15 protein-coding genes are annotated in these 22,026 nt (G+C 60.7%); 11 read left to right on the top strand and 4 right to left on the bottom strand.

Annotated elements, in window-relative coordinates; translation table 11 throughout:
- Nucleotides 1–359: 359 nt before the first annotated feature.
- Genes AC1DUP_RS04995 through AC1DUP_RS05025 form a run of 7 tightly spaced genes read left to right on the top strand, consistent with a single transcriptional unit; the run spans nt 360 to nt 12,711 of the window.
- A complete protein-coding gene (locus AC1DUP_RS04995) occupies nt 360–1,745 on the top strand; it encodes an NADH:flavin oxidoreductase (RefSeq protein WP_113311660.1) in 1,386 nt (461 codons plus the stop codon).
- 34 nt (nt 1,746–1,779) lie between these two features.
- Nucleotides 1,780–3,306, top strand: a complete 1,527-nt coding sequence (locus tag AC1DUP_RS05000; protein WP_113311661.1) for a c-type cytochrome — start codon at nt 1,780–1,782, stop codon at nt 3,304–3,306.
- Complete coding sequence (locus AC1DUP_RS05005) at nt 3,303–3,734, top strand: hypothetical protein (protein ID WP_113311662.1); 432 nt, start codon at nt 3,303–3,305, stop codon at nt 3,732–3,734. Before AC1DUP_RS05000 ends, AC1DUP_RS05005 begins: the two co-directional genes overlap by 4 nt.
- The gene (locus tag AC1DUP_RS05010; RefSeq protein ID WP_113311663.1) at nt 3,731–5,206 is read left to right on the top strand and encodes a c-type cytochrome; all 1,476 of its coding nucleotides are present in this window, start codon (nt 3,731–3,733) and stop codon (nt 5,204–5,206) included. Before AC1DUP_RS05005 ends, AC1DUP_RS05010 begins: the two co-directional genes overlap by 4 nt.
- Nucleotides 5,207–5,222: 16 nt before the next feature.
- A complete protein-coding gene (locus tag AC1DUP_RS05015; protein WP_113298672.1) occupies nt 5,223–8,012 on the top strand; it encodes a cytochrome c family protein in 2,790 nt (929 codons plus the stop codon).
- 2 nt (nt 8,013–8,014) lie between these two features.
- Entirely contained in the window at nt 8,015–9,814 is a 1,800-nt protein-coding gene (locus AC1DUP_RS05020; protein ID WP_113311664.1) for a GMC family oxidoreductase, read from the top strand.
- Between the two features lie 14 nt (nt 9,815–9,828).
- Entirely contained in the window at nt 9,829–12,711 is a 2,883-nt protein-coding gene (locus tag AC1DUP_RS05025; RefSeq protein WP_113311665.1) for a patatin-like phospholipase family protein, read from the top strand.
- Here AC1DUP_RS05025 and AC1DUP_RS05030 read toward each other — a convergent pair.
- The gene (locus AC1DUP_RS05030) at nt 12,698–13,186 is read right to left on the bottom strand and encodes an SH3 domain-containing protein (RefSeq protein ID WP_113311666.1); all 489 of its coding nucleotides are present in this window, start codon (nt 13,184–13,186) and stop codon (nt 12,698–12,700) included. The genes AC1DUP_RS05025 and AC1DUP_RS05030 overlap by 14 nt on opposite strands.
- A gap of 29 nt (nt 13,187–13,215) precedes the next feature.
- The gene (gene pglB, locus AC1DUP_RS05035) at nt 13,216–14,526 is read right to left on the bottom strand and encodes a polygalacturonase PglB (protein WP_113311667.1); all 1,311 of its coding nucleotides are present in this window, start codon (nt 14,524–14,526) and stop codon (nt 13,216–13,218) included.
- Nucleotides 14,527–14,740: 214 nt separating this feature from the next.
- On the opposite strand from pglB, the gene AC1DUP_RS05040 reads away from it, so the two are divergent.
- The 3 genes from AC1DUP_RS05040 to AC1DUP_RS05050 are packed head-to-tail and all read left to right on the top strand — an operon-like array spanning nt 14,741 to nt 17,747.
- On the top strand, nt 14,741–15,982 hold the full coding sequence (locus tag AC1DUP_RS05040; protein WP_113311668.1) for an extracellular solute-binding protein: 1,242 nt from the start codon (nt 14,741–14,743) through the stop codon (nt 15,980–15,982).
- On the top strand, nt 15,979–16,932 hold the full coding sequence (locus AC1DUP_RS05045) for a carbohydrate ABC transporter permease (protein ID WP_113298678.1): 954 nt from the start codon (nt 15,979–15,981) through the stop codon (nt 16,930–16,932). Before AC1DUP_RS05040 ends, AC1DUP_RS05045 begins: the two co-directional genes overlap by 4 nt.
- Entirely contained in the window at nt 16,929–17,747 is an 819-nt protein-coding gene (locus tag AC1DUP_RS05050; protein ID WP_113298679.1) for a carbohydrate ABC transporter permease, read from the top strand. Before AC1DUP_RS05045 ends, AC1DUP_RS05050 begins: the two co-directional genes overlap by 4 nt.
- Nucleotides 17,748–17,854: 107 nt before the next feature.
- On the opposite strand, the gene AC1DUP_RS05055 is transcribed toward AC1DUP_RS05050, so the two are convergent.
- The gene (locus tag AC1DUP_RS05055) at nt 17,855–19,597 is read right to left on the bottom strand and encodes a GH116 family glycosyl hydrolase (protein WP_113311669.1); all 1,743 of its coding nucleotides are present in this window, start codon (nt 19,595–19,597) and stop codon (nt 17,855–17,857) included.
- Entirely contained in the window at nt 19,594–20,811 is a 1,218-nt protein-coding gene (locus AC1DUP_RS05060; RefSeq protein WP_477832225.1) for an ROK family protein, read from the bottom strand. Before AC1DUP_RS05060 ends, AC1DUP_RS05055 begins: the two co-directional genes overlap by 4 nt.
- Here AC1DUP_RS05060 and AC1DUP_RS05065 point away from each other — a divergent pair.
- Nucleotides 20,810–21,955 carry an ROK family protein gene (locus AC1DUP_RS05065; RefSeq protein WP_477832226.1) on the top strand — a complete coding sequence of 382 codons (1,146 nt, stop codon included), beginning with the start codon at nt 20,810–20,812 and terminating at the stop codon, nt 21,953–21,955. The two genes, AC1DUP_RS05060 and AC1DUP_RS05065, sit on opposite strands and share 2 nt — an antisense overlap.
- The last annotated feature ends 71 nt before the right edge of the window (nt 21,956–22,026 follow it).

The following is a 22,026-nucleotide window of genomic DNA, read 5'->3' on the forward strand; positions in this document are numbered from 1 at the left end:
GGCAGCCGGCAAAGGAAGCTGCAAGACACCACCGCGCTGACGAGATCGATCAATCCAACGGGAGTGGCTCCAAGTGGTAGGGCTCTTGGCCGAGGAGCAGTGCCCGATTTGACCAGAAAATGCGAGAAACGCTGTGAAAATTGCTGCTTGGATACACACCGCGTGACACTGAATGTTCAGCGATACGGGAAATTTGCAATCACAAGTACCTAGTTCCATTCCAAGCACAAATCCAGTTGCAAACTACATAGGATTGAAATACCGTCGCTCACACCTGATACTTATACAGTCAGCAGTGCATTTCGGTTTCTTCTCCTTTTCTCTCGTTGCCACGGCACGTTACTTTGGATGAGCCCCGCATGCAGCCGGACAGTCAGTATACACATGCCGATAACGCGGCGGTTATCTTTAACGAACTGACGTTCCGTTCCCTGCGCGTCAAGAATCGTCTGTTTCGATCGAATATTTCCGGCCAGTTCGACGACTATAATGGTCACGGCGGGAATGCCCGACTGAACTGGGAGGAGAAGTTCGCGCGCGGCGGGATCGGCTGCATCATTTCCTCCTTTACGCCGGTGTCGGTGCGCGGCCGCATCCTCGTGCGTTACGCAATGATCGACGACGACGACAAGATTCCCTTCTGGCGGGAAGTTGGCCACCGTGTCCACGGCCATGACTGTCGGTTCATCATGCAGCTCAGCCATTCCGGCCGCCAGCAGGACATGGGCGGCGTCGAGAACCTGTTCAACAAGGGCCTGAGTTCGACCGATAAGAGTGACTACTTCCATGGCCTGCTAGCCCAGGCGATGACGAAGCCCGAAATCGCAGAAGTGGTGGAGCAGTTCGCGCAAGGGGCGCGCCGCGCCCGTGAGGCGGGGCTCGACGGTGTCGAGCTTCACGGCGCCAACGGCTATCTGCTCACACAGTTCCTGAGCTCCGGCATCAACGACCGGACGGACGAATATGGCGGCGGCTGGGAGGGCAGGGCGCGCTTCGTGCTCGAGATCGTCAGGGCGATCCGACGCGAGGTCGGCCAGGACTTCCATCTGCAGATGAAGATCAACGGCGTCGACCACAATGACTGGCTCTACCCTTGGATCAAGAAGGGCAACACGCTCGACGAGACCGTGAAGATCTGCACGATGCTGCTCGACGGCGGCAAGGGCGTCGACTCCTTCCACATTTCGAGTGGCTCGACTTTTCCGCACCCGCGCAATCCGGCCGGCGACCTGCCGCTGAACGATCTTCACCGCTGGTACGACGGCATGCTCTCGCAGGGCACGCGGGCGCCGATGAACTATGCGATCTTTTCCAATCCGATCCTGGGGCGTGCCTTCCAGGCGCTGTGGCGCTGGCGCAGGGGCAAGGTCATCGAAGGCATCAATCTCGATTATGCGCGCTCGGTTTCCGAAGCGATCAGCAAGATCGATCCCGATATCAAGGTGCTCTGTACGGGCGGCTTCCAGCACGCCGACAGGATCGCCGAGGCCATCCGCTCGAAAGCTTGCGACGGCGTCACCATGGCCCGTCCGCTGATCGCCAACAACGACCTGCCGAAGATCCTCGCCGGTGACAACGGCCCCGAGAAGGAATGCACCTACTGCAACAAGTGTCTGCTCAACGATCTCGAAAACCCGCTCGGCTGCTACGACCTCAGCCGCTTTGACGGGACGAACCTCGAGGATCGCTACGGCAAGATGATCAAGCAGGTCATGTCGGTCTTCGAGCCGCCGACCTTCCATTGAGACGCGCCATCGCCCGCGCATTCGGAGTGGACTCATGAGCAGCGACAACGACCGCAAAACGCCCGTCGAGATCGCAGTCGCCCGGCGTCGGCGCTGGTGGTTGGCGATCGTCGTGCTGCTGTTGCTTGCGGTCGTCTACTACCTGGTTTTCGTCAATCAGTATGTCGTCGCCTTCCGCGACCAAGCCGACCATTTCATGCATGGCTCGATCGGCAGCGAGACGGCGACAGGACCACCCTACTGGGTCTTCAAGGCATTGCCGGTCATGTATGCCGACAAGCTCGGGCCGGAGGGCTGGGGCCGCTTCGGCTTCCTCTACGAAAAGCCCGGCGACGACCTTCCGATCGGGGTATCGCGCCGCGTGGTCTCAGGCATCGAGCGGGTCTGGCTTAACTGTTCCGTCTGCCATGTCGGCACCTATCATCTGGCCGGCGATCCGGTTCGCCACCTCATTCCCGGCGCGCCATCCAATAATTTGCGCCTGCAGGAATTCATTCGCTTCTTCATCGATGTCGGCCGTGATCCCGGCTTTACCGCGGACGCGCTGATTGCGACGATCGACGACCCCAAGGTCGGCGGCGATCTCAATATTTTCGAGCGGCTGGTCTATCGCCACGTGGTCTTCCCCAGGGTCAAGAATGCGTTCCTCGATCTCGGCACCCAGCTTGATTTCGTCAAGCGCCAGGAGGATTGGGGGCCGGGCCGGGTGGACACGTTCAACCCCTACAAGGCACTGCAGTTCAACTTTCCGATGGACGAGGCCCATATCAGCGGCGCGGCGCTGAACGGCTCTTCCGACTATCCCGCCATCTGGCGCCAGCGCCCGCGTGAAGGCATGAACCTCCATTGGGACGGAAACAATGACTCCGTGGCCGAACGAAACCTGAGCGCCGCACTTGGCGCCGGTGTGACGCCCGTGACGGTCGACCGGGCATCGATTGCGCGCATCGAGGACTGGATGTGGGATCTGCCTTCGCCGCCGTTCCCCGTCGCAGCCGGCATCGATCAGGCGAAGGCGGGAGAGGGCAAGACCCTGTTCCTGCATTATTGCGCCGATTGCCACGGCTTCAGGGATGCGAAGGACTACAGCTATGACAGGCAGCGCTTCACGCGCCTTGGCAAGACGGTTCCGCTTGCCGATATCGGCACCGACGCGGGGCGCTGGACCTCCTATACCGAAAATTTCGCCGCCGAGCAGAACCTGCTCTATGCCGGCTATCCCTGGCGCTTCAGCCGCTTCCACAAGACGGACGGTTATGCCAACCACCCGCTTGACGGCATCTGGGCGCGCTCGCCCTATCTGCACAACGGCTCGGTGCCGACATTGCGCGATTTGCTTGAGCCGAGCGCCAGGCGGCCATCCGTCTGGTTGCGCGGCAGCGACGAGTTCGATCTCGCCAGGGTGGGCTATCGTTCGGATCAGTCGGCGGGCGGCGATCTCTTTCGCTATGACACGACGCGGCCCGGCAATGGCAATGCCGGCCACGAAGGATATCGCTACGGTACGGAGCTGCCGGATACGGCAAAAGACGCCCTCGTCGAATATATGAAGACGCTATGATCCAGTCGCGATCGCTCAGCAAATGGAAGGCACGGCATGCGGTCCTCGTCTGGATCGGCATCCTTTTGAACTTCGCCTTCGTCCTGCCGCTCATCTTCTGTCCGGAATGGATCCTCGGTCTCTTCGGCATCACCGTCAACCAGCTGATCTGGCCGCGATTTGCAGGACTGCTGCTCGGAATCCTGTCGATCTTCTACATTCCGGCGACGCTCGATATCGACCGCTACCGCGTTTTCGCCTGGCTCGCGGTCTTCCCCTCCCGCACGCTCGGCACTGTTTTCTTCTTTCTCGCCGTCTTCGTCTTCGGCCAGCCGATCGGCTATCTCGCCGGCGTCTTCCTCGACGGGTCGATCGGCATTGCGACGCTCTTCTGTCTCCTGCGCATCCTGAAGCTTGAGCAGAACATCGCCGAAGGGAGACAGGCATGAGGCGTGCCTTCTGGAAATGGCTTTTCGCCGTTCTGGTTCTGCTCGTCGTCGGCGCCTTCGCGCTGTTTTTCCTCCTCTTCCGGCCCGTCGCCCAGCCGAGGACCAATGATCTCGCAGAAGTCTTCAATCACGGTTCGATCGGCAACGAAGAGGCGCAGGGAATTCCCTACTGGATCTGGCGGGTCCTGCCGCAGCTCTTTCCCGAACATCTGCCGGCCAGCGCGGACGGCTACGGCGCCTTCGGCCTCTACTGGCGCGCCGGCGATGAGGTTCCGGTCGGCCTGTCGGTGAAAACGCTCGGCGTCATAGAGCGCGTCGCTCCGAACTGCGCCTTCTGTCACCAAGGCAGCTACCGGCTCCATGCCGACCAGCCGGCACGGCTGGTCGAGGCGGGTCCAGGGACCAGGGTCAACCCGCAGGCCTATATCCGCTTCCTGATCGATGTCGGCGCCGATCCGCGCTTCACCGCCGACCGGGTGATGGCGGAGATCGGCAGGATCTACGACATGCCGGTCTGGGAGCGGGCGCTCTACCGCTTCGTTCTGATCCCCGCGACGCGGTCGGCCCTTCAGGAACAGGGGCGGAGCTTCGCCTGGATGAAGGATAGGCCGGACTGGGGTCCCGGCCGGATCGATCCCTTCAACCCGGTCAAGTTCCAGAACCTCCGGCTTGCCGACGACGGCACGGTCGGCAATTCCGACATGATGCCCCTGTGGTCGCTTGCCGATGTCGCCGCCACCAATACGCGCCGCTTTTCACTCCACTGGGACGGATTGCAGACTGATCTCTACGAGACGGTGGTCTCCGGCGCGATCGGCGACGGCATGACCTATAAATCCTACGGGGGGGCCGAAGAGGGTCTGCGCCGCATCATGGATTTCATCCGTCTGCAGGGTCCACCGCCGTCACCGTTTTCTCCCCTCAAGCCGGCAGGCGACCCTTATCATGTCGATGCGGCGGCGGTCGACGCCGGCCGTGCGATCTATACCGCGCAATGCGCCGTCTGCCACGATGCCAAGGGCGCCCGCTACCGGACGCCGATCTCGATCGTCGAGCTCGGTACGGACCGCCATCGCCTGGACATGTGGACCCCCGCAGCCCGCGACCGCTATGCGGCCTATGAACCGCGTTATGCTTGGGGTTTTGCCAATTTCCAGAAGACCGACGGTTATGTCGCCACAGGTCTTGGCGGCCTGTGGCTGCGCGGTCCCTACCTGCATAACGGCAGCGTTCCGACATTGCGTGCCCTGCTTCTTCCGCCTGCCGAGCGGCCGAAGCACTTCTATCGCGGCTACGATCTGGTGGATGCCGAGAATGGCGGCTTCCTGAGTGCAGCAGGTACGCCGGGGGAACGGCACGGCACACTCTACGATACGAACCTTAAGGGCAACGGGAATGGCGGTCATCTCTGGGGCACGGATTTGCCTTCGGAGGCGAAGGAGCAGCTGCTTTCCTATCTGAAGACACTTTGACCATCAGGAGGGGTCGATGGCAAACGTCAGACAGCGCATCGTGCGGTTTCTCGCCTGGACGGCAGCAGCCGTCGTCACCCTCGCGGTCGTCGCCATTGCTGCGGTTGCGCTCATCGTCTGGTGGCTGATCGAACCGGATTCCAGCCAGTTCGGCCATGTCGAAGATGAGGCGAAGACAGCGCATCGCACTGTCGCGGAATTTCCCGGGGCGGGCGAGCCGTACTTCGCGGCAATGGACAAGGGCCTTCTGCTGTCGCCGGCAGCCGGCGCCGATTATCCCGCCGAGATCAAGGAGGTCGCCGCCGCCACCGGGCTCGATCCGGAAGCCGTCCGCCAGGCGGCGATCCGCGGGCAGAATGCCTGGATCGTCTGGACCGGCGGCAACGACCGCTTTTGGGATTTCGCCGCCCGCTCGACGATCGGCTCCTTCGATCTGCTGAAGACCATCTCGTCCCATCCGACGATGGCCTATGGCCGCGACAACCGCTTCCGTTATCTCGGACTGGTCAACGAACCCTGCTACAATACCCCTGAGAGAGCGGATCCCGATCATTGGGGGCTGTGGCTCGATCAGCGCAAGAAAGACTGCGCTGCCGACAGTTTCGGCGGCAATGCCGAGGCGGACACCCGCTATCCCGGCGTGCAGATCGGCTCGCGCGGCACAACGGTCAAGGTGAAGGGCGAAGAGAAGAAGATCCCGGTCGGCTCCTACTACGGCGAGCCGACGGGCGTGATGGGCCTGCGCCTCTTCCCCAATCCCGATTTCGACAGCAAGGCCGCCGAACATTGGGATCCGCTGCGCTACTACACCGATCCTTCATATTACAACGACAAGGATCTCGTGCGACCCTATCGTGTCGGCATGTCCTGCGCCTTCTGCCATGTTGGTCCCAATCCGATCAATTCGCCGAAGAACGTCGAGAGCCCGGAATTCTCTGAAATCTCCTCCAATCCCGGCGCCCAGTATTTCTGGGTCGACCGCATCTTCTTCTGGAATACCAAACCGCGCGCGGCGGCGGGGCAACCAGCTGAGAACGAGAGGAATTTCCTCTTCCAGCTGTTCCATACGAACCCGCCGGGCTCCCTCGATACCTCGCTGGTGTCGAGCGATTACATGAATAACCCCCGCACGATGAATGCTGTCTACGACGTCCTGGAGCGATTGCGCATCGGGGCGAAGACGGGCAAGGAAATCATCAAGGGAGACGAGAAGGACAACAAGCAGGCGCAAGACTATCCGCAGACCGCAGCCTTCGGTTCCCTCTACGACAAGGCAACGGGCACCGTCGCCTCGATGCGCGTCCTGAAGGACGGTGCCGATTCCGTCGGCACGCTCGGCGCCCTCAATCGCGTCTATCTCAATATCGGCCTCTTCAGCGAAGAATGGCTCCTGCATTTTCGCCCCTTCCTCGGCGGGCAGAAGATCTCGCCGATCCGCATCGCCGACGCCCAGAAGAACTCGGTCTACTGGCAGGCGACCGAAGCAATGACGCCTGATATGGCGATATTCTTCCTGGTCGCCGCCCGAGCCGATCACCTGAAGGACACGCCGGTCGGAGAAAAAGTGCTCGAAACGCGTGATCCGGCCGAGGTCGAGCGCGGGAAGATCGTCTTTGCCGAAAATTGCGCAGCCTGCCATTCGAGCAAGCAGCCGGTGCCGGCGCCCGACCTCGGCGTCGATCAGGGCATATGTGCCGGCGGCGGATCCGGCCCGCATTATCGCGAATGCTGGGACCGCTATTGGGCCTGGGCGCAGTCGGATGCCTTCAAGCGCGGCATGGTCAAACTCGTCACCGAAAAGGATGCGGACGGAAAGGATTTCCTCGACGGCAATTACCTCTCGACCGAACGGCGCGTGCCGATGGATGTCGTGCGCACCAATGCCTGCAGTGCGATCGCGACCAACGGGCTTTCGGGTGATATCTGGGACAATTTCACCTCCTCCACCTACAAGTCGCTGCCGCCACCGCATGAGGTTACGGTCAATCATCCGGTTTCGGGCGCGGCAACGCCGCTGCAGGCGGCTGGCAACGGGCGCGGCTATCTGAGGCCGCCCTCGCTGGTCAGCCTCTGGTCGACCGCACCCTTCCTGCTCAACAATTCGGTCGGCCACGAGGACAGCTATTACGGCACCGACTACTATAATCAGGACCATGCCGGCGGCTACGGCACCGGTCGCGGCACCGCCTGCCCGGCGGCGGACGCCGGCGATCCCTATCTGCCATGCGTCGAAAACAGGCTGGGGGTCTTCGACCGGTCGATCCGCCAGATGCTTTCGCCGCAGACGCGCCGCATGGACAAAGTGACGGAAGCGCCGGTGCCGGGCTATATCTACCGCACCAGCGCTCCCTCCTGCCTCATCGTGCCGGCGGGCTTCGTGCCCGACAAGGTGCGGCCCTTCACCGGCCTGCTGAACAAGGTCGCCGGCTGGGCCTTCAAGAAGGACGGTTCGATCACCATCGGCCCGTTCCCGGCCGGCTTCCCGGTCAATGCGCTGACCAATACCGAGCTGCTGCCGGACAATGACGAGGAGGACAAGTTTGCCAATTACAAGCGTCTGATCGCTAACGGTCCGGCGCTCATCGGCGCCTTCGCCGAGCTCGGCGGGCAATGCACGCCGGAGGAGCTTGCCGATCCCGCCGTGCTCGCCAATGCCGAGAAGGTGGTGCGCGACACCAAGCTCGTCGACCGCCTGGTGGGCTTGAGCAAATGCCCTGACTATGTGGTCAATGGCGGGCATGCATTCGGCGCCGATCTGCCGCAGCCGGACAAGAATGCTCTGATCTCCTATCTGAAGCAGTTCTGACGATGTCCGGCCGGCCGACCCAAGATTATATCGTCATCGGCAGCGGGGCAGGCGGTGCCGTCCTCGCTGCACGGCTTGCCGAAGAGGGCCGGACGGTGCTCGTCATCGAAGCCGGCGGCGATCCCAGGGCGAAGACGGACGACAGCTCCGACATGCCGCTTGCCGATGCCTGTCGCGTGCCGGCCTTTCATGCCTTTGCCTCGGAACATCCCGGCATGGCTGAGAACCATTGGGTGCGCCACTACGAAAATCAGGAGATGCAGGAGCGCGACTGGCGCTACTCCAAGGAAAAGGACGGCGTGCTTTATCCGCGTGTGCGCGGGCTCGGCGGCTGCACTGCCCATCATGCGATGATCATCGTCCGGCCCAATCATTGCGACTGGAACCACATCTTTGCGATCACCGGCGACGAAAGCTGGAAGGCCTCGCATATGCAGGGCTATTTTGAGCGTATCGAGCGCTGCCGATACCGCTTCTTCCTGTGGCGATGGCTTGCCGCCGCAACGGGTCTCAACCCGACGGGCCACGGATGGTGGGGGTGGATGACGACGGAACGAGCGCTGCCGCTGCGGGCCTTGCGCGACTGGCCGCTGTGGCGGGCGCTCTTGCGCTGCGTCGGTGCGGCCGCCGATGCCTTCGGCAAGCGGGGGTCCGATTGGGAGACGACCGAGATCGACCCGAACGATAACCGCAACTGGAACGTCGGCGCCTGTGGCGTGCGCGTCACCCCGCTTGCAACGCGCCGCCACACAAGGCACGGGCCGCGCGAGCGGCTGCTCGATGTGATGAAGCGACACCCCGACCGCCTGACACTCCGCCTGAACACCACGGTCACGCGCATCGAATTTGACGGCAAGCGGGCGGTGGCAATTCGCTGCGTTGATGGGGATGGGCGGGAGGAGGTCCTTCGGGCCGGCCGCGAGATCATCCTGTCAGGCGGCGCCTTTGCCTCGCCCCAACTTCTGATGCTTTCTGGCATCGGCGATCCCGGCCATCTCAACGAACACAAGATTTCCGTCGTCGAGGCGCTTCCGGGTGTCGGGCGAAACCTGCAGGACCGTTACGAAGTCGGCGTCGTCAGCCGGGTGAACGAGCCCTGGTCGGCGCTAAAGGGCGTCACCTATACGACCCGCGACGCCCATTACCGACGGTGGCGCAGATTTCGTATCGGCAACTATACGAGCAACGGCGTCATGTTTTCCCTGACGCTGAAATCCCGCGACACGCTGAGCGAACCGGACCTGCATTGCTTCTCGCTGCTTGCCGATTTCCGCGGCTATTATCCTGACTATTCCGAGCGCATCCGGAAGTCGGATTACATGACCTGGGCGATCCTCAAGGCCTATACCGAAAATCAGGGCGGAACGGTGCGGCTGAGAAGTGCCGATCCCGCGGCCCTGCCTGCTGTCGTATTTCATTCCTTCTTCGAGGGAACCGGCAATTACGACCTCGACCTTGATGCCGTCGTCCATGCCATCCGCTTTGTCAGGAAGGTCAACGATGCTATGGACGATCTCATCGCAAGCGAAGAAGAGCCTGGCCGGCAGAACGAGAGTGACGAGGCGCTTCGCGGCTATGTCGCGGAAAACGCCTGGGGCCATCATGCCTGCGGCACCTGCGCCATCGGCCCCCGCGACAAAGGGGGCGTGATCGACAGCAGATTCAGGGTGCACGGCGTCGAAGGCCTGCGCGTGGTCGATGCTTCCGTCTTCCCGCGGATCCCAGGCTATTTTCTGGCCACGGCCGTCTACATGATCGCCGAGAAGGCGGCCGATGTCATTCTCTCCGAGCGATATTCGTGACTGGAACCACGCCGATGGATGAACAAGAGAGCAAGTCGGAATCCAGTGCATACAACTGGCTGGGCGAACGAGTAAGGGCTTTCGTTCGCTTGTGGCGACGGTTCGATGCCTGGCTCAATCAGCCGTTGCCAGCGGGGCGCCGCCTCGCCTGGCGATGGCTGGCGCCGGACGGCTATGCCTGGTTCGTTCCCGTACTTGCCGGCGTTCTTGTGCTCGCGATGGCGCTTGGTCCGACGATCGAGACGCGTTGGGGCAATCTCGGGCTGCTTGCCATCGGCTTCCTGTCTCTCTTTGCATTGAATCTGGCTTGCGCCCGACATCTGGTGTTTAACCAGTATCTGCTTGCCGGGCAGCTCGTCATCCTTGTCACAGTGGCCGCACTCGTCATTGTCAGTTCGCATCCGGAGGCCTATGGCACGATGACGGTGCGGCCGCGCCTGCATATCGGTGTCGCGATTGCCTTTGCGCTGATCATTGCCCTGAGCATTGCCTGGTTGATCTCGTTGACCTTATTCCGCGCCAACGCGGGAGGTGGTCTCGCCGACAGTCTTGCAAGGGTGGAGCTTTTCCTACCGAAGAACCGTTACGATTTCATGGGACGTGGTCCGCTTGCCGCTCTGGCATCAGCCTTCACCATTGCTCCAATCCGCTATCCCATCGAGATCCTTCTGCCTGGATCACTGCTGACATTGTTCGTGCCGGACCATTATCTCTGGTACGCCTTCTTCCTGACGGCGATTGCCTGCTGGTTCGCGATTTTTCTGGGCATCCTCTTCGAGCGATTGATGGAGATCCTGCTGACCATCGGGCGCCTTTTCTTCATAGGTCCGCAACGGGCCATCAGCGTCCTGGTCATCGTCGTCGCGGTCCTTCGCCTCGCGGACGTTCACTACATCACCTATCTCTTCAACGCCGGCTCTGGAGGCTACGGTAACACGACGATCATGCGCTATATCGCGCTCGCCTATGCGCTTGCCTGGTATTACGCCTTCTGGTGCGACCACTTCGTCGCGCGCCGGGTCATCCGCCTGATGGACAAGGACCGGCGCGCCATTACCCCGGTCGAGATCGACTATGACTATGAAGGGCCCGAGACCCTGAGCACGGTGCGGAACCGTGGTCGCAAAATCGCGCTGCATGGCGCCGGACGGCTGAAGATCGAAGGCCTCTATGAGGATCGGTACGAGAAGCAGACGAAAGCCACATCCAACAGGGCGATTCAGTTCATGACGCCTGCGGAAGTTCTCACGCAATTTCGCACCCAGCTGGAACGTCTGCCCGCGGATCAGGCCCCGGCCGGCGATCTGCTGGCGAGCCTGCGCAATTTCCAGCGGTCGACGCTCGTCTATCCCGTGCTTGTCGGCGCCCTGGCTTATGGTCTTCTGGGTGGCCCCCTTTACTTCACCTTCAAACGGGCGGTGCAGCCTGCGGAACTGGCGATCCGCTCCGACAGGCACGTAAGCAAGCAGCCGGCAGCTCTGTTGTTTGAAAGCGGCCAACCGAACGGCAGCTGCAATCCGCTCTTGCCCACCACGCCGAGAATTGCCCTTGTCGCTTCCGGCGGCGGCACGCGTGCGGCGATCTATACCGCCTCGCTTCTGCGCGGCCTTGCCGAGCACGACCAGATCTGCAACGTCGTGCTGGTCAGCGGCGTGTCAGGTGGCAGTGCTGCGCTTGGCTATTTTGCGCTCCACGAGCAGGAACTGCGGCGACCGCTTGCAAACATGGACAAGGACGCTTGGGACGATTTTTCGCAGGCCATGGCGTTGCCTTTCATCGAATATGCCATCGACGGCGCAAGCGATATGCGCATCGCCCTTGGACGCTGGCACTGGGCTCAGTCGACCTGCGATGAAGCCAAGATGCCGGACCAAAGTGTCCAGGGCTGGATGCCTGCACGGTCGCGACTGGGTGCCATTCTCGCTGAATCCTTCGTCTGCCATATGGGGGCGGCGACGATGGAGGAGCCGTCTTTCGGCCTCATGCTCAATACGGCGATCGTCGGATCTTTTCCCGACCCGCGCCGTCCGTGCAAGGAGGGGGTGGGACTGTCCCTCGCCAGGGGAGCAACGGCATGCCGAGACTTTCTCGATGCGGCCGGGGCGGGTGGCCGGCTGGTGCTGACCAATCTTGCAGCGCCTGCATCGGTGGTATCGGATGGGTCACTGCGCATGCAGATCGTTACGCTCGACAATGCTGATATATCGATCGCGCGTGCGGCGGCATTGAGTGCCAACTTTCCGCCGGTGTTTCCGGACGCTGCAATCGATGTTGAAGCTCCGGGCCAACCGCAAACCCGATATTGGGTCACTGATGGTGGAGCCGTCGAGAACCGCGGCGCCATGACACTCTACTATGCCATCCGAGGCGCGCTTCAAACCTCCCTGCAGCCATCGCAGACATTGCCGCCCTTGCATGTCGTCATCGCCGATGTTTCGGCTTCGGCCGGTCGCTACAGCGAGAGCTTCGGGTTTGGTTCGGTTCTCGGCGCCGGCGGCCAACTGGGCCTGGGTCTCGAGACGGAACTCCGCTCGGCAATCGAGAAACTGTATTGCGACCATCAGTCCGAGGCCAACATACACGAGATCGCCATGCCACCTGTTTTCCGGGACGGGGGGATCGGGACGCACTGGCTTCTTCCCAATTCGCTATCGTTCGCCAATCCGTCCAACCAGTCAGAAACCAGCGTCCTCTCTGCTAAGGACGTAGAAACGCTCGTTCTGACGCTACACAACGAAATAACAGAGGCATACCAGGACGAGGTCGCGGCCGAGAGGGTCAAGGTTTGGGCTCGAGACGACAACGTTTCGAAGCATGATGCAAACTGGAAATCGCTGCTCGCCGCCCTTGCGGCAACTCAAAGCGGACAAGGTTGCCAAACATTCAAAGAGAAATGAAGGAAGAACAGAAGGTCAAGCGGCCCAAGCCGGCGGGTATGCGACCCGTTGGGTCGCGACACCAAACTGCCAACGACAGGCTTTCGAGCTGAAACACGTGTTGTGTCGTCGGATCGCTATCGACCCAGGCAGACATATCCGCGGGCGCCATGGAAGCATACGCTGCCGCGTCCTCCGCCGGGATACCCGAAACGCGATCGAGAAACCGGGAGTTGACCCAGCCGTTGCGCGAATGCCGTGATTGTATGTGGCACCACCTGCGCGCCGACGAGCAGCGGGTGACGTTCACCCTGTCTCCTTTGCGCACCTGGCCGACCGCACGATAGGAGGTGCCGGGTCCCGATCGCACCTGACTGGCCGCAGTCACGCGGGCGGTGGCGGCTCCGGCGGGAGGGGCTCCGGTCAAGGCGACGACTCCTGCGAGGAAGCCGGTTGCAGCTAACTGAACTATATTCACAGTTGTCTCCCTCGCCACACATCCGGCGCGACATCAGGCGTTCTGCCTCACGCGTCACCACCAAGGATGACGCGCTCGTGCGCATTCCAGCCCCGAGGAAGAGGGACCGGTCTATTCGTCGCCACGTCCTCGATAACCAAGCCGGACACATTGTGCGCAAAGAACCCCGGCATGCCTCCCGGGTAGTCGACCAGGCCGATGATCTTTCCGTCTGTCCCTCGCAGCCAGGCATTGCCGCGCCCCTCGACGTCCTTGGGCGGGGAGAGGTCGATGCTGGTGGGACGCAGGTCATATTGCTGGGCAGTTCCCAGCGGGCCTTCCTGCATCGTCAATTGAATATTGCATAGCGTGATCCCTGCAATCCCGCCACTTGCCTCTGCGAAGAGATTGATGGGGCCGTGGCAGCGGCCTCTGACGTTCTCAACGCGCACATTGCTGACGGCCCCAGCCGGCAGTTCGGGCCGGCGATCGAGTTGCGTAATTGTCAGCGGCTCACCCGAGCCCCAGAAACCATCGGGCGTTTCGTGGCAGTCAATCTCTATATCCGAGAAGACAATGCTGTCGATCGTTCCGCCATCACGGGAAAAAATGCCGAGGCCGCGGTTCGAATCCTGGATTCTGCAATGAACGAAACGAACGTCGCGGATGTCGCCGAAACTTTCCGTGCCGATCTTCAATGCGCAACTGTTGCTCTCGACAACGCAATCCGAGACACTGATCTTCTCGCAGCGTCCAATGCCCTTTTCGCTCCGACTGGTCTTGAGGCAGATGCCGTCATCAGCCGTGTTGATGACGACCTGACTCACGGCAACGTTCACGCAGCTATCTATGACAATCCCATCCGTATTCGGGAGCTGTCGATTGTTGAACACTTTCATGCTGTTGACGATCACATCGCGGCAGCGGACGAGGTGGACCGTCCACATCGGGGAATCCTCGATGACGAAACCTTCGAGCCTGACATTGCTGCAGTCTTCGAGCACCAGAACCCTCGGGCGCTTTTCGCTCGGCGTGTAGGTGCCGACTGTCTCATCGAAGCCGGTGTTGAAAGCGCCACCTGAGGCAACGATCGTACCGTTGCCCAATATCGCGACATCATGGGCGCCATGCGCCACAATGTAGGCACGGTCCGATCCCTCAGCGATCACACTCACCGAATTTTCGGCGTAAAGCTCGTAGTCGGCAACGAACTCGAGTGTCGCGCCCACCTCAAACGACAGCGTTATGCCGCTGCCAAGACGGATTGGTCCCGTGAGGTGCCGCCCGCTTCGCAGCAGAAGAGTTCCCCCACCGACGGCGGTCAGCCTGTCGATGAGTTGCTGCAGATCAGCGCCATTTGCTTCGACGGAAATATCCATTGGGTCTCCTCTCGCTTTCGAAACAACTAAGCTGTCGCAATTTATTCGTCAACAGGACGAACTAAATGGACGCGCTCGATGTTGTTGTATTGACACCGCCGAGAACTCGTATTTAATTCGTCATGGTTACGAACAAAAGAATGATCTGAAGGGAGTGGATACAGATCGATCGTTTGCAGAGTTTCTAGGAATGAGGAGCCAAAAGGGGAACCATATGAAACCGCTCAAGACATTGATGATGACTGCGACTGCCATGGCGATGACGATTTCGCTTGCGGCGGCATCAGAGCTAAAGCTCGTCTGGTACGTGGACAACGATCAGGAAGAGGCGAACACGCGCGCCCTGCTCGATCAGTACACGAAACAGCATCCAGACACGACCTTCGACCTTGAAATCACGCCGTATGACGGCATGGTTCAGAAATTCCAGCAGTATGCGGCCTCCGGCATTATGCCGGATTTATCGCTCACGTCTTCAATGGAGCCGGTCATTCGTCCGTTCCTCGTCGATCTCAACAAAGAGATCGGCCCCGAATGGATCAATGATTTCGTCAAGGGCTGGGGGGATGGTGCCAGACTCGGCGACAAGGTCATCGCCGCACCGCTCCGAGTGACCTCGACCGGCATCTTTCTGAACGCCGATGCCTTCAAGAAGGCCGGCGTTGCTATTCCGGATCAGGGGACCGGCTGGACCTGGGATGAATTCGTTCCGAAGATCAAGGAAGTCGCCGAAAAGTCCGGCACCCGCTATCCGCTGGTTTGGGACGTTTCGGCAAGCCGCTGGATCGTTCACGAGTATCAATACGGCAACCACATCTACAGCGAGAAAGAGCCTGTAAAGGTCATTATGGACGAGGCGGCGTGGACGAGCGCGCTCGACAAGTTCGTCGACATCACCAAGGCTGCCATGCCGCCCGGCCTGTGGTCCGGTGCAAGCTCGGACAACCCGAAGGAGCTTTTCACCGCCGGTCAGGCTGTAGCCTATATGTCAGGAAGCTGGCAGATCGCCGGATTGGCGGAGAATGCACATTTTGCATGGCAGGCAGGGCCGACACCGCGCGGCACCGTGGCCTCGTCGATCTATGGTGGCGACTATATCGTCGCCTTCAATACCAGCCAGCATCTCCCGGAAGCTCTTGAATTCATAAAGTGGATCACCTCTCCGGAAATTCAGGCGCAGTACGCCAAAACCTTCGGCATGATACCAGCAAATCTGAAAGCACCGGCTGTCAAATATGACAATCCGGCAGCGACCGAAGCGATCAAGGCAATGCAGAACGAGCTGAACGCCAGCCCGGCTTATGCGGCGACCGACCAGGCTTGGCCACAGATGCAAGCGGTCTGGGGCACCGTAAAGACGGCTGTCACCCAGGCCGTCGCCGGACAGATCTCCTCGGCGGAGGCCATTTCACAGATCAAGAAGGCGGCCGACGCCTCACTTGAGGCTAGCAAGTGACTGCGGTCATAATCGAAAAAGGCAGTTCGGCGCTGGGTCCCCACCCAGTGCCGAAGGGCCGTCGGGTCGGCTTGGCAAACCTCGGTTGGCCTTATTTGCTCATGCTGCCGACGATGGCGCTGCTCATCACTTTTACGCTCTATCCGCTGGTCCAGGGCCTGCTCATGGCCTTTTTCAAGCGCGGTGTGGTGGTCGTTCCGCAGGTGCCAAACACCCTGCCTCAGTATGTCGGTCTGGAAAACTTCATTGGCCTCCTGAGCAATGCCGATTTCCAGAATTCGCTGCTTAAGACGGTCCTCTTCGTTGTTATCGCGGTTCCGCTGAACATCGTCGTGTCGTTGGCACTGGCTCTTTTGCTGGCGCCACAGACCAAACTGTTTGCCGTCGTGCGCACCGTCGTCTTCTTTCCGTCGATGATCAGCCTGCTGATTATCGGCGTTGCCTGGAGGTGGCTCTTCGGCCTCAATAATGGCCTCGTCAATTACCTGCTTTCGCTGATTGGCATCGCTCCGATCCCATGGCTGGAACAGGACACGATGGCTCAAGTGGCGATGGTCATTGCCTGGGTATGGGCGCAAGCCGGCTTCAACATGATGATTTTCATCGCAGGTCTGACCGCAATTTCCACTGACTACTACGAGGCCGCGTCAATCGACGGCACCAGCAAGTGGCGGCAATTCACCCATATCACCTTACCGCTCCTCAAGCCCACGATGGCGGTCGTTCTGGTCCTGTCCTCGATCGAGGCCTTCAAGGTCTACGAACTCGTCGTGTCCTTGACCGGCGGCGGTCCAGGCAAGGCGACGGTCTACCTTATTCAGACGATTTATGACACAGCGTTCCAGCAGCCGATGCAGGCCGGCGTCGCTGCCGCTCAATCGACGGTTCTGTTCATCATCCTCCTGCTTCTGACCGTCTTCCAGCTGCGTATGTCGCGGGGTGAAAAATGACGCGGATCTACTCTCCCTGGCGACTGGCCTTCGTCGCACTGACCCTCTTTGTCTTTCTGATGCCGCCGGTATGGCTCTTTCTCTCGTCGCTGAAATCACAGCAGGAGATTTTCCAGTGGCCGCCGTCCATTTTTCCGGTGCAGCCGACGCTTCAGAACTTCATTGATACCGTATCGCGCGCGAAGTTCCTGATCTTCTTCCGTAACTCGGCCATCGTATCCGTACTCTCGGCGCTTCTTTCCGTCACGATCAGCGTCATGGCCGGTTATGCCCTGGCGAAATTCAGGTTCAAGGGCGATACGCTCTTCTTCCTGCTCATCATGTCGTCGCTCATGGTGCCGCTGCAGATCGTCATGATCCCCGTCTTTCTGGTCCTGCGCGATCTCCATCTTCTCGATACGCTCGCAGGTATCATCATCGCGCCGGCAGCGACGCCCACCGGTGTCTTCCTGATGCGGCAATACATCACCAACATTCCCGACAGCCTTCTTGAGGCAGCACGCCTCGACGGGACGCCGGAATGGCGCATTCTCTGGCGGATCATCGTGCCGCTTGCCATACCGGCGATCGGTACACTGCTGGCCTTCAATCTCGTATGGCGCTGGAACGACTATCTCTGGCCGTTTCTGATCATCAGCGATCAGGATAAATGGACTGTCCAGGTCGCGCTTGCAAATACTGTAGGGCGCTTTGGCATCAACTGGCCACGGCTTTTGTCCATGTCGGTGCTTTCCGTGCTGCCGGTCCTTGTAATGTTCGCCGCTCTGCAACGTATGTTGATGAACGGTTTGATGGCAGGCGCGACGAAGGAATAGGGCAGGGCCCTGGATTGAACTGAAAAAGCCGCCTTTGAGGCGGCTTTTTTGCATCGACAATTCTGCAGGTGACAAAAGGAGGCCGCATGATGGCGGCCGATGGGAGTTCAGCAGATCGTCGCCCCCAGCTTGTCCTTATAGGCAAGAGCGGCGAAGGCCGGCATACTGCTCCAACCCTGAAGCAGCGAACCGCGTCCCCAAGGTGGCGAGAAGTATTCAACCGCTCCCATCCAGCCGTTCTCGAGGCAGGTCTTCCACCAGCGCAATAGCGGGTAGTCCGCGTCGCCCAGCCCATAAGCGAGGCGCTGCTCCGCGTAGAGGCCCGACAGGTAAGGCCAGTCCGAACCATTGTGGTAGCGGTAGGCGAAGTAGGATTTTTCGCGCGTGTCCTTTGGGCGCTTGAAGGGCGGAAAGGCGCAAAGCACTCCCCAATCGCCATAGGGCTGCTCGCTGTTGTTGCGGCTTTCCAGGGTCTCCTGCATCCGGGCGAGCACCGCTCTTGCCCTCTCCGGGGCGACCGCCTGAAAGCGAAGGAGCGTGAGGCTATCCAGCGTCAGGTGATCTTCGACGAAATCCGCCTTGGTTCCGTAGTCAGCGTAGGTGCCGCTCGGTTGCAGCAGCGCCGCATCCAGCGAAGCGCGCGCCTTTTTCGCCACGGCGGCCGCCTCGGAGGCGACCGATGGCTCAACCAAGCCGCCATGCTGCGCGATGACGTCGAGCGCTCCGATCCACAAGCCGAGGTCATAGGCAACGTAGCCATGACGGTAAACGTTGTCGGCCCAGTCGCGATCGTGCCGGGGCTTCATCGGCAAGCCGTTTCCTGCTTCGTCGAAGCTGCAATACCGATTGAAGATCGCCACTACCTTGTCCCAGTATTGGGAAAGGGGAGAGCTGTCACCGGTTGTCCTGACGTAGTCGCCGATCGTCAGGATAAAGAAGAGCGGGCTGTCGAAGTGATCGCTCCACCAGTCGCCAGGCCGAAGGTGCTCCTCCTTGATCCTTGGATGCGTCCGCCGCACGCTTTCCCATTCCTCGGCCTGTCCGGGTCCTGTCAGGATGACGCCGCTCGGTGCTTCTCCGTTTTGCTGCACGCCCCGTGCGAGAAGGTCTATCTGCGCGCGGACTGCCTCGGGCTCCCGGTCGAGGAGAGCCTGGAGCGTCCAATAGCCGTCACGATAGTAGGTACGGGCCGGCGCGCTATAGGCCTGGCCGGCCGCAAGGCCGGCAAAGGCGCCACGCTCGTCCTGCCGTATGCTGGAAAGCGCGGCATGCAGGCTCTGAGAGATCATGCTGCGCATCAAGGGATCCGCTTCCGGCATTGCATCACAGCGCTCTACATAGGCGTTCGCCTCGGCCATTACTTGCGCCTGGTCGAGATCAAGAGCTGCCTGTGCTTCCTTGATCGTTGCGCCCGCGGCGACGAATATCCCATCTGACCTCTGCTCGGCGATAACGACACCCCAGCCGGTACGGGCAATGCGGCGGCTGTCTTGCCGCTCCACCGGCTCACGCTTTGCCGCGCTGCCCCACCAGGCGCAACGGCGGGCGGGAATAAAGGTCCGCAGCGTTGCGCCCTTCAAGAAGAGCGCCGGCGCCGATTGCGCCACATAGAGTCCCCCGCCATGCGCTTCCACGCGGTTCGGGGCATAGATGAACGGAGCACTCCAACCCTTGAAAGTCAGATTTGCAAGCTTGCCGGCGCCCCACAATGATAGCTCGATCTTGCCTTCCGGGTGGCAATCGCCCTGCAGGCGCGGAGCCATGAAAGGAATGAGCAAGGGTGTCGTGGAACGAAGCTGTCCATCAGCGAGCGGTGTCAGAACTTCTGGTTTCGCTTGCGGTGTGCTCATTGTACGGCCTCCTGTGGCGCTATATTCCCGATGGTTGCAAGGTCGCTCAGGCCGAGCATGAGCGCGCCCAGCATGCCGGCTTCCGGGCCGATCCCAGTTGCCTCTATCGGCGTCGCAAACGGCAGCAATACAGACACATGCCGTGCCACGGCATCGACAAATTCGGGGCGCGAGCCAATGCCGCCTCCCAGCACGATCAGGTCGGGATCAAGGAGCGCCTGCACGGAGGCGATGCCAACCGAAGCCGATTTCGCGAGCGTCTCGATAACAGCGGCCGCTTGCTCATCCCCGGCCGAAGCACGCGCGAAGATCTCGCTGACCGGCAGGGTGCCGTCGCCATAAAGGCTTCGCACTGCAGGTGAATCGACCTGGTCCTCAAAGAGGCCGGCGCGGGCTTGAGATGCGGCCTGATGGGGGTCAGCGCCCAGCGGCAGCAAGCCAAGCTCACCTGCCCGCCCATGCTGGCCACGGAAAAGCGCTCCGCCGACAACCAAGCCCATGCCGACACCGGTTCCGAAAGCCACGAATGCGAGGGAGTGCCGATCGCGCCCCTTGCCAAGTGTAGCCTCTGCGTAAGCTGCGAGGTTTACGTCGTTATCTACCACGACGGGGCAGGGCAGGGCTTTTGCGAGTAACACGGCAAGCGGCTGATCGGCTGGAATTGCCAAATGAGGGGAAAGCGATGCGAGCCCAGTGGTGGGCGATACGGCGCTTGGCACGCCGACGACAGCCCTGTGCAAAGGCCCGAGATCCCGATGCCGCTGCAGCAGCGACAAAACCATCCGTGGAATTTGCTGCAGTACGGGTGCGCCCGCACCGTGTTCGGTCGGCTCTTCGGCCTTTGCCAGGATGCGCCCCTGAAGATCGGCAAGGCCCACAAGGATCTTTGTACCGCCCAGGTCGACGCCCGCGACGAGACCTTGATATGCGCCCGCTCCATCTGCTCGATAGATGCGATCGGGCTGTCGCAAAGCTGACGCAATGGTTGAAATATTTGACAAACCCAATCCTTTGCGATATTTGTTCGGCAGGTTGACGAATTTATTATTGCCGCTCCTGTGAACTGTCAACAAGCCGTTTGAAATCGGCGGGCTTTCATGGAAAAAGCAAGCACCGGTGCAACGATGAAGACGGATCTGGCGAGATAGCTCGAATATGGCATTAACCGAAAACGCGCCTCCCGTATTGCGGCAGATCTCCGTTCGCGCTGTCATGGATGTTCTGCTTCACGCCGGCCCCACTTCGCGTGCAGAGCTTTCCAAGATTACCGGCCTTTCCAAGCAGACGATGTCCGAGGTCATTCGGACCCTGGAAGAGGGTGGGTGGGTTCGAGAAAAAGGGGTCACCAGCGGCCGCATTGGCCGCACCGCCATTACCTATGAGGTGAATGGCGACGCCGGCTACGCCATCGGTGTCGACATGGGCGCCACGACGACGCGCATCGTTCTCGGCAATATTGTGGGAAATGTCGTTGGTGAAATGGACTATCCCTCGGACCGCCGCGGTGGCTATCACTTGATCGATCAGGTTCAAGCGATGCTTTCGAAAATGCTTGCGGATATGGGTATCGCCAGGGACCGTGTCCTCGTGACGGCAATAGCGACACCCGGCGTGGTTGATCCTGTTACCGGCGCGCTCTCCATGGCGCCAAATCTGGCCGATATTGAGGGCATCGACATCGGCAGGACGCTGAGTGACAGGCTTGGCTGTCCGGTCGTGCTTGAAAACGACGTTAATGCGGCGGTTATTGGCGAGTCCTGGCAGGGATGCGCGACCGCGATCGATACCGTCGCTTTCATATCGCTGGGGACGGGTATCGGACTGGGCGTGCTGCAGGATGGCAAGCTGATGCGCGGCGCAAGCGGAGCCGCCGGTGAAATCTCTTATATTCCGTTCGGCGCGGACCCCTATGCCGAGGACAGCCTTGAACGCGGCGCCTTGGAATGCGCGATTGCGGCCCGTGGAATCAGCGAGCTCTATGCTCACTCAGGAGGCGCCAAGGATACGTCAGTCCGGGACATCTTGGCACTCGCCGAAAACAGCGACCCGATTGCTGTCGAGGTGATCGGCAAAGTATCTGATATCGCCGCGCTCCTTGTCGTTTCCGTCAATGCGATCGTCGATCCGAAGACAGTCGTCCTCGGCGGCAGTATCGGTCGCCACCCGCTGATTACAGAACGTGTCCGGCAAGGCATTGCGAAGGCAAGCCGTCGTGCCATCGATGTGAAGGCCAGTGTTCTTGGTGGGCGCGCAACGCTGCTAGGCGCGCTTGCGATTGGCCTCAACCATGTCCACAATCTGCTTTTCTCTCCCCAGACCTTGCCGGAGCAACGGCGCCTCCCGCCACCGCCGCTATGACTGGCAGGCAGATCTCGCCGCCAAGAAATTTACGTTCGTCATCTTGACGAACTAATTAGTTCCACGCAAAC

The sequence above is a fragment of the Rhizobium sp. 01L419 genome, assembly GCF_056400025.1.

What these genes read in the sequence shown, in the direction of transcription:
- AC1DUP_RS05000 (WP_113311661.1), top strand. Translation starts at nt 1,780, where the DNA reads ATGAGCAGCGACAACGACCGCAAAACGCCCGTCGAGATCGCAGTCGCC.
- AC1DUP_RS05015 (WP_113298672.1), top strand. Translation starts at nt 5,223, where the DNA reads ATGGCAAACGTCAGACAGCGCATCGTGCGGTTTCTCGCCTGGACGGCA.
- AC1DUP_RS05040 (WP_113311668.1), top strand. Translation starts at nt 14,741, where the DNA reads ATGAAACCGCTCAAGACATTGATGATGACTGCGACTGCCATGGCGATG.
- AC1DUP_RS04995 (WP_113311660.1), top strand. Translation starts at nt 360, where the DNA reads ATGCAGCCGGACAGTCAGTATACACATGCCGATAACGCGGCGGTTATC.
- pglB (WP_113311667.1), bottom strand. Translation starts at nt 14,526, where the DNA reads ATGGATATTTCCGTCGAAGCAAATGGCGCTGATCTGCAGCAACTCATC.
- AC1DUP_RS05050 (WP_113298679.1), top strand. Translation starts at nt 16,929, where the DNA reads ATGACGCGGATCTACTCTCCCTGGCGACTGGCCTTCGTCGCACTGACC.
- AC1DUP_RS05025 (WP_113311665.1), top strand. Translation starts at nt 9,829, where the DNA reads ATGGATGAACAAGAGAGCAAGTCGGAATCCAGTGCATACAACTGGCTG.
- AC1DUP_RS05010 (WP_113311663.1), top strand. Translation starts at nt 3,731, where the DNA reads ATGAGGCGTGCCTTCTGGAAATGGCTTTTCGCCGTTCTGGTTCTGCTC.
- AC1DUP_RS05005 (WP_113311662.1), top strand. Translation starts at nt 3,303, where the DNA reads ATGATCCAGTCGCGATCGCTCAGCAAATGGAAGGCACGGCATGCGGTC.
- AC1DUP_RS05055 (WP_113311669.1), bottom strand. Translation starts at nt 19,597, where the DNA reads ATGAGCACACCGCAAGCGAAACCAGAAGTTCTGACACCGCTCGCTGAT.
- AC1DUP_RS05020 (WP_113311664.1), top strand. Translation starts at nt 8,015, where the DNA reads ATGTCCGGCCGGCCGACCCAAGATTATATCGTCATCGGCAGCGGGGCA.
- AC1DUP_RS05065 (WP_477832226.1), top strand. Translation starts at nt 20,810, where the DNA reads ATGGATGTTCTGCTTCACGCCGGCCCCACTTCGCGTGCAGAGCTTTCC.
- AC1DUP_RS05060 (WP_477832225.1), bottom strand. Translation starts at nt 20,811, where the DNA reads ATGACAGCGCGAACGGAGATCTGCCGCAATACGGGAGGCGCGTTTTCG.